Raw genomic sequence first — 8,065 nt, 5'->3', positions numbered from 1 at the left:
CCCCCGTCGACGGGACCGACTACCACGTGCACGTGCGCGCCTACGTCGGCAAGGCGTCCGCAGCCTCGCCGCGCACCCCGATCGAGCTGACCCTCAAGCCGGAGGCCCCCACCGGCCTCAAGCACGCGGTCAAGAGCTCCTCGGCCACCATCACGTGGAAGGCGGCCAAGAACGCCACCTCCTACGACGTGTGCGTCATGACCTTCGTCAAGGCCACGGCGTGCGAGCAGGTGACGCCTCGCACCACCGGGACCACCGCGACGCTCACCGGGCTGTCCCCCAACCTCGGGACCGACTACGTCTACATGGTCCGCGCCTACCGCGGCGACGCCCGCGCCGACAGCGCCCGCGCCCGCTTCGACCTGCCCGTCGGCGACGTCGCCTGGATCACCTTCGAGTCCTCCACCCCCACCAGCCTCACGCTGATCTGGAAGGCCGCCACCAACGCCGAGACCTACGTCGTGGACGTGTCGACGAAGAAGGACTTCAGCTCGGGCGTCCGCACGCAGCAGGTCGCCGGCACCCGGACCACGTTCACGGGCCTGGCCCCCGGCGTCCGCTACTACGCGCGGACCCGTGGCGACAACGCACCGGTCAAGGGCGCCGTCCGGGGCGTCACCACCCGGATCCTGCCGACCTCCGACGTCGACGTCCGCGTGGTCACCTACAACCTCTGCGGCCAGGACAAGTGCCGCTCCTCGAGCGGGATCGGCAGCTGGAAGAGCCGCAAGTCGCGTGCGGCGGCCGCCGTGCTCGGCACCGGCGCCTCGGTCATCTCGACGCAGGAGTCCGGCGACAAGGACACCAACTTCGGGTCGGTGCTCCCCGGGTTCCGCCGCGCGGCCTACATCTCGGCCAAGTCGCTGTTCTACAAGACGTCGGTCTACAACCTCAACCGCTCGGGCACGCTGACCCTCGACGCGGACCGCAGGCGCTACGCCGTGTGGGCCGAGCTCGTCGAGAAGAGCTCCGGCACCCCGTTCATCGTCGTCGACCCCCACCTCGAGCCGTACAAGGGCAAGACGAACGACGACCGCCGGTACGCCCAGACGCGCAGGATGCTGTCGCTGGTCGGGGCGCTCAACACCCGCGACCTGCCCGTCGTCTACGCCGGCGACGTGAACTCCAACAAGAACAACGCGAAGTACGCCGGCGGCTACGACGGCGTGCGCAAGGCGTTCCTCGCCGCCGACCACGTCGACTCCTTCGACCGGGCCCGCGCCGCCGACAACGGCGACCGGGCCGACGGCCACGCCTACAACGTCCTGTTCAACTCCTCCAACCAGGGCCAGGTCGTGCCGATCAAGAACGGCGACCACGTCGACGCGATCTACACCACCCCGGACGTCACGTCGCGCACCTGGAAGGTGGTCGTGGACCTCGCGTCGGCGAACCGGTACCGCACGCCGTTCGCGAGCGACCACAACCCGCTGACGGCCTACCTCGGCATCCCCGGGCAGACCCAGAAGCCCTGAGGTCGGCCGCGGGCAGCGGCGCAGAGGGTGGCCCGGCGAGCGTTCCTGAGCACGAACCTGCGGACCGGCCCACCCCAGGCGGCCGAGCCGGTTAGAATTCGCGCAGTCCGTCAGTCCGCCGCCATCCTCGTGCTGGAGCCTCTCCGTTGGTCACCCGTCGCCGCATCCCTGCAGGCCGTCGTGTCGCGACGCGTCCTGCGGGCCCGCCCTCACGCGGCGGCGCCCGGCGACGTCCCGGTGCGCGCGGCGGACGCAGCGGACGGCGTCGGCCCCGCCTCGGTCGCGTCGGGCTGCTCGTGGCCCTGGTCGCGGGCCTCGCGGTGCTGGCCGGCGGGTTGTGGTCGTCGCGCACGCTGCTCGACGACACCGCACCGCCGACCCGCCTCGCGGCGGAGACCCTGTCGCCCACGAGCGTCGAGCTCACGTGGGCGTCCACCGACGAGGTCGACGAGTACGTCGTCCACGTCGGCAGCGACCGCGCCCTGACGAAGGACGCCCTCAAGGTCACCTCCACCAAGAAGCAGGTCCTGGTCGAGGACCTGCAGCCCACCACGCCCGGCGGCGACCGCTTCTTCCGCGTCGACGCGGTCAAGGACGGCGAGATCGTGCGGTCCCGCACCGGTCGCTTCGTGCTGCCCCCCGGCGAGATGACGAAGGTGGCGGTCGACAAGACCGGCACCACGGGCGCCCGGCTGGAGTGGAAGCCGGTCGTCAACGCCCGGCAGTACGACGTGCAGGTCGCCACCGACAAGGACTTCGGTGAGCTGGTCCAGTCCGTGCGCACCGTGGGCAGCGAGCCCGAGCTGGTCACGGACGCCCTCGAGCCGGGTCGCCCGTACTGGTTCCGCGCGCGGCCGGTCAACGGCGACGTGGTCGGCGAGTTCGGGGCTGCGGTCGCCACCGAGACGCTCCCCGAGGACGTGCGGTTCAACGTCGGCACCTGGAACGTGTGCTCGGAGAAGTGCAAGGGCTACGCCGGACGGGCCCGGCAGATGGCGGCCTTCCTCAACGCCGAGAAGCTCGACCTGTTCGTCCTGCAGGAAGCCGGCGGCAAGCGGGTCGGCGGCACCACCAACGCGATCTTCACCGGCGGCGAGCGCGGCTTCCAGCGCGCGACGGGCGGCGCCAAGGCTCGCTACATCTTCTACCGACCGGCCCTGTTCACCCAGGAGAGCGGTGGCTTCTTCCCCGTCGGCCACGGTCGACACGCCACGTGGGCCCGGTTCACGGTCAAGGAGACCGGCCGCCAGTTCTTCGTCGTCGACGTGCACCTGGAGAACGGTCACGGCAACGACGGCAAGCGGCGCAGCGAGATGAACACGCTGATCTCGCGCATGCGGTCCATCAACGACGGCGGCCTGCCGATCGTCTACGCCGGAGACTTCAACTCCGGTCGCCACCGCGGCGCCGACTCCCCCGGCTCCATGATGCGAGGCATCGGACAGCGCGACACCGTCGACGTCGCGAAGAAGGTCGAGAACCGCGAGTTCAACACGGGCCACACGTTCTCCACGCGTCCTCTGCGCTCCGGCGCCCACGTCGACCACATCTTCGCCTCCGAGGAGTTCCAGGTGCTCGCCTGGAAGCAGCTCGTGCGGATGTCGGGCAGCAGCTACGCGTCACCGGTGCTGACGGACCACAACGCCCTGCGTGCCACGTTGTCGCTCGAGGGCAAGAAGGTCGACGTCGGCGAGCCGACGCCGGTCGTCGACGTCCCACCGGTCGACGACGTCCCGTCGCCGGGCTGAGTCCACCGCCACGGCAGGAGACCCGAACCGCATGAGCCCCGATCCTCTGGGACCGGCCGACCTGGCCGACCTGCACGTCATCATCCCCGCCGGGGGCGCCGGCACCCGGCTGTGGCCCCTCTCGCGCGCCGGCCGGCCCAAGTTCCTGCTCGACCTCACGGGCTCCGGCCGCACGCTGCTGCAGCAGACGTGGGACCGCGTGACGCAGCTCGTGCCGCCGGAGCGCGTGCACGTGGTCACCGGGCCCCGTCACGCCGACGCGGTCCGCGAGCAGCTGCCCGCGCTGACGAGCATCTTCGTGGAGCCGTCCCCGCGTGACTCGATGCCGGCCATCGGCCTGGCCACGGCCGTCGTCCACCAGGACCACCCCGACGCCGTGGTCGCGTCCTTCGCCGCCGACCACGTGGTCTCCGGGGCCGACCGCTTCGCCGACGCCGTCGTCCAGGCGGTGCGCACCGCTCGCGACGGTCACGTCACCACCATCGGCATCGCCCCACGGTCACCGTCCACGGCGTTCGGCTACGTGGAGTCCGGAGCGCCCCTGAGCGTCGAGGGCGCCCCGACCGCACGGACCGTCGTGCGCTTCGTCGAGAAGCCGGACGAGGAGACGGCCAAGGCCTACCTGCGCGCCGGGACCTTCAGCTGGAACGCGGGCATGTTCGTCACCCGCGCCGACGTGCTCCTCGACCACCTGGCTCGCCTCCAGCCCACCCTGCACGACGGGCTGCGGCGCATCGCCGCGTCGTGGTCGGGCCCCGACCGTCAGACCGTGCTCGAGGAGGTCTGGCCGACCCTCACCAAGATCGCGATCGACCACGCAGTCGCCGAGCCGGTCTCCCTCACCGGCGGCATCGCGACCGTCCCCGGACGGTTCGGCTGGGACGACATCGGCGACTTCGCCGCGCTCCACGACCTCGGGCACGACCAGGCGCCCTCGAGCGACGGCACCTCGCGCGACGACCACACCGTCTGGATCGACTCCGACGGGCTGGTGCGCGCCCGGCCGGGCGTCACGGTCGCGGTCGTCGGCATCCCCGGCGCCGTGGTGGTGCAGACCGACGACGCACTGCTCGTGACCACGCTCGAGCACGCCCAGCGCGTCAAGGAGGTCCCGGCCGCGCTGTCGGCGGCCGGACGCGACGACCTGGTCTGACTTCCTCTGCATCCGTGTGGCGGCGGGTGAGTGGTCGGCCGCGACTGCGGCGGCTGGCCTTCGTCCTGCGGGTGCGTCGCTGTGGCTCCGAGGCGGGGCGGTCTCCGAAAGGGCCTCGACCGGAGCAGCGGGTCCGGGTCGGTTGGGCCTGCGGGGCGCGGCCACGATTCTCCATCTGCGCGGGATCCACGCACGATTCTTCCCTTGTGTGGACCGTGCCACGCGAAGGAGGAATCGTGGCGACGAAAAGGGCCCCGTACGGGCAGGGATTCTCCCTTCGTGAGGCACGGTCCACGCAAAAGGAGAATCCCTGCCCACCCGCCGCGCACCGGCGCCCCCGGCGGACGCAGGATTCTGCCTTCGCGCGCAGAACCCCGAACGATGCTGCATTCACGACGGGATCCCGTAGCAAACGCAGCATCCTTCGCCCCCTCACACACGAACGCAGAACCTTGCGTCACCCCCAGCCACGCTCCGAAAGCCCACCCGAGCCCCAACCCATCCGCCGGTCGAGGCCCTTTCGGAGCGCAGGTCCACTCGCACCCACAGCAACGCAGCCGCAAGGCACGACCCAGCCGGAGCAACGCAGCAGCAGGACGACGACGACCCACCCACAGCAACGCAGCAGCGAGCGAAGACTCAGACGAGGTCGGTCAGCTCGGCGGGCGGGAGGTCGGGAGCCGGCGTGTAGGCCTGCGCCACCTCGCCCGTGCCCACCGCGTGCAGCACGCCGTCGGACTCGTCGGCGAAGAGGGCCTCGCCGCGGGCGAGCTTCTCCCGCTCCCCGATCTCGTTGACGACCTCCACGTCACCCCCGAGGCAGACCACGATCCGCCGACCGTCGTCGGGCAGGCGTGCACCGTCGGGCTCGGCCGACGAGCACTGCGTGATCGACAGCGCGAACTCACGCAGGCCGGGGCTGTAGACGTCGGTGGAGAAGCCGAACTGGTCGGCCTCGACGCGCGCCAGGCGCGACATGCCGCGGTCGAGGCACCGCACCAGGCCCTGCGGGTCGAGGTGCTTGCCGGTGAGTCCGCCGCGCAGCACGTTGTCGGAGGACACCATGACCTCCACGCACAGCCCGCTGAGGTGGGCGTGGATGATGCCCGCACCGAGGTAGGCCGCCTCGCCGGGCTGGAGGGTGAGCCGGTTGAGCAGCAACGACATCACGACACCGACGTCGCCCGGGTGGTGCTCGCCGACCAGGACCGCCGTGGCGTAGGCACGCTTGATGTCGATGCCGCGCTGCTCCGCGTCGCGGCACGCCGCCACGACCTCGGCGACCTCCTCGGGCGACGGCGGATCGGTCAGCAGGTCCTCCACGACGCGCACGATGCCGAGGAACCCGGGCTGACGACGCAGGCTCTCGACGAGGTCCTGGACCCGCGGGACGTCGATGGCAGCCAGCACGCGCAGGATCTCGGCCGTGGGCCGGAAGCCGACGAGCGTGTCGAACGCCGTCAGCGCGTAGACCATCTCCGGCTTGGGATGGGGGTCCTTGTAGACGCGGTGGGGCGCGTCGAGCGGGACGCCTGCCGCCTCCTCGGCCCGGTAGCCCTCCTGGGCCATCACGGCGTTGGGGTGCACCTGGATGGAGAGCGGCCGGTCCGCGGCGAGGATCTTCAGCATGAAGGGCAGCTCGCCCGCGACCTCGCGCAACGAGACCGGACCCTTCGCGCCCTGCACGCGCGAGGGGTTGAGCGGGTGGGTGCCCATCCAGATCTCGGCCACCGGTCCCCCGGCCGGCGGCCGACCGAGGAAGCGAGGGATCGCCTCCGGCGAGCCCCAGTCGTAGTCGCGATCAGGGTTCTCGAGTCGTCGCATCTCGTCCTCTCGGAAGGCCGTGGCCGTCGTCAGCCCTTGGGGTGGCGAGGCTTGCGGTACTTGTCCTTCGCGCCCTTGCCGGGCGGTCCGCCCTTCGAGCGGTAGCCGCCCGCACGGTCGTCGCGCCCGCCGCCGTGGCTGCGGCCCTGCGGGCCGCCGTCGCGCTTCAGGTCGATCCGTCGGCCGGAGATCCGGGTGTCCGAGAGCGCCTCGAAGACCGCGTCCGGCAGGTCCTGCGGGAGCTCGACGACGGCGTGGTCGACGCCGATCGTGATCTTCCCGAAGTCGGCGCGCCGCAGCCCTCCCTCGTTGGCCAGGGCGCCCACGATCATCGAGGGCGAGACCTTGTGGCGCTTGCCCACCGCGATCCGGTACGGCGTCCACCCGTCCTTCGACGGACGCGGTCCGCGGTCGCTCGTGTCGCGCGCCGGACGCTCGGGGCGCTCGCGCCGCGCCGCCTTGGGCGGGTCGGGGCGCAGGAAGAACTCCTTGTCGTCGGTGCTCATGACGGCCAGGGCGGCGGCGACGTCGAGCATCTCGACGTCGTGCTCGCGCACGTAGTCCTCGACCAGGCCGCGGAACGCGTGGAACTGGGGCGAGCCCATGCTGTCGGTGATCGCCTGGGCGAACTTGGCCGTCCGGCGGGCGTTCACCTCGTCGACGCTCGGCACGCCCGTCTCCTCGACGGCGCGACCCGAGACCTTCTCGATGGCCGACAGCAGACGGCGCTCGCGGGGGGTGACGAACAGGATCGCCTCGCCGCTGCGTCCGGCGCGCCCGGTGCGGCCGACCCGGTGCACGTAGGCCTCGGGGTCGTGCGGGATGTCGTAGTTGACCACGTGGGTGATGCGGTCGACGTCGAGTCCGCGGGCCGCGACGTCGGTGGCCACCAGGATGTCGAGCGCACCCGACTTGAGGGCGTTGACCGTGCGCTCGCGCTGGGCCTGGGCGAGGTCGCCGTTGATGGCGGCGGCCGAGAAGCCGCGCGTCCGCAGACGCTCGGCGAGCTCCTCGGTGGCCGACTTGGTGCGGACGAAGATGATCATCCCGTCGCCGCTCTCGACCTCCAGCAGGCGCGTGAGCGCGTCGAGCTTCGCGTGGTGCGAGACCGGGATCCAGCGCTGGCGCACGGTGCTCGTGGAGGAGCGCGCCTGCGGCGTCGCGATGTCGGCCGGGTCGTGGAGGTAGCGCTTGGCCAGACGACGGATCGCCGGCGGCATCGTGGCCGAGAACAGCGCCACCTGCTTGTACTCGGGGGTGTCGGCGAGGATCCGCTCCACGTCCTCGGCGAACCCCATCGCCAGCATCTCGTCGGCCTCGTCGAGGACGAGGTGGTCGAGACCGGTGAGGTCGAGGCTGCCGCGGTCGAGGTGGTCCATCACGCGGCCGGGCGTGCCGACGACGACGTGGGCGCCACGCTCGAGGCCCGCCAGCTGGGCACCGTAGCCCTGGCCGCCGTACACGGGCAGCACCCGGATCCGACGCCCCTTGGGCGTGTAGGACGTCATGGCCTCGCACACCTGGAGCGCGAGCTCGCGGGTGGGGGCGAGCACCAGCGCCTGGGTGGAGGCACGGTCGGGGTCGATCTTCTGCAGGATCGGCAGGGCGAACGCGGCCGTCTTGCCGGTACCGGTCTGGGCGAGACCGACGACGTCACGACCGGCCAGGAGGGCCGGCACGGCCGCCTCCTGGATCGGCGTGGGGGTCTCGTAGCCGAGGCGCTCGAGGACCTGCACGAGCTCGTCGTCGAGACCGAGGTCGGAGAACGGCCGAGTCGGCGCGACCGGCTGGTCGGGGGCCGGCTCGACCACGGTGTCCGCAGGGCTGGTCTCGACAGGGCTCGCCTCGACAGGGCCGGCCTCGAC

The 8,065-nt window shown here is 71.7% G+C and carries 5 protein-coding genes; 3 read left to right on the top strand and 2 right to left on the bottom strand.

Annotation, left to right across the window (positions count from 1 at the left end; translation table 11 throughout):
• The 3 genes from ASF38_RS00315 to ASF38_RS00305 all read left to right on the top strand — a co-directional run.
• Positions 1–1,475: hypothetical protein (locus ASF38_RS00315; protein WP_162237265.1), on the top strand; the 1,475-nt coding region annotated here is incomplete at its 5' end.
• A gap of 296 nt (positions 1,476–1,771) precedes the next feature.
• Positions 1,772–3,223, top strand: coding sequence for an endonuclease/exonuclease/phosphatase family protein (locus tag ASF38_RS00310; RefSeq protein ID WP_055970039.1), 1,452 nt, complete (start codon positions 1,772–1,774; stop codon positions 3,221–3,223).
• Positions 3,224–3,254: 31 nt separating this feature from the next.
• On the top strand, positions 3,255–4,376 hold the full coding sequence (locus ASF38_RS00305; protein WP_056572886.1) for a mannose-1-phosphate guanylyltransferase: 1,122 nt from the start codon (positions 3,255–3,257) through the stop codon (positions 4,374–4,376).
• Positions 4,377–5,015: 639 nt separating this feature from the next.
• Here ASF38_RS00305 and manA read toward each other — a convergent pair.
• Positions 5,016–6,200, bottom strand: coding sequence for a mannose-6-phosphate isomerase, class I (manA, locus tag ASF38_RS00300; RefSeq protein WP_056572883.1), 1,185 nt, complete (start codon positions 6,198–6,200; stop codon positions 5,016–5,018).
• Between the two features lie 29 nt (positions 6,201–6,229).
• The coding region (locus ASF38_RS00295) for a DEAD/DEAH box helicase (protein ID WP_369815141.1) at positions 6,230–8,065 on the bottom strand (1,836 nt) is incomplete at its 5' end.

The organism is Aeromicrobium sp. Leaf272 (genome assembly GCF_001422865.1).
Lineage (GTDB): Bacteria > Actinomycetota > Actinomycetes > Propionibacteriales > Nocardioidaceae > Aeromicrobium.
The sequence above is the reverse complement of the archived record's forward strand: the minus strand, read 5'-3'. Positions and strand labels throughout refer to the sequence as shown.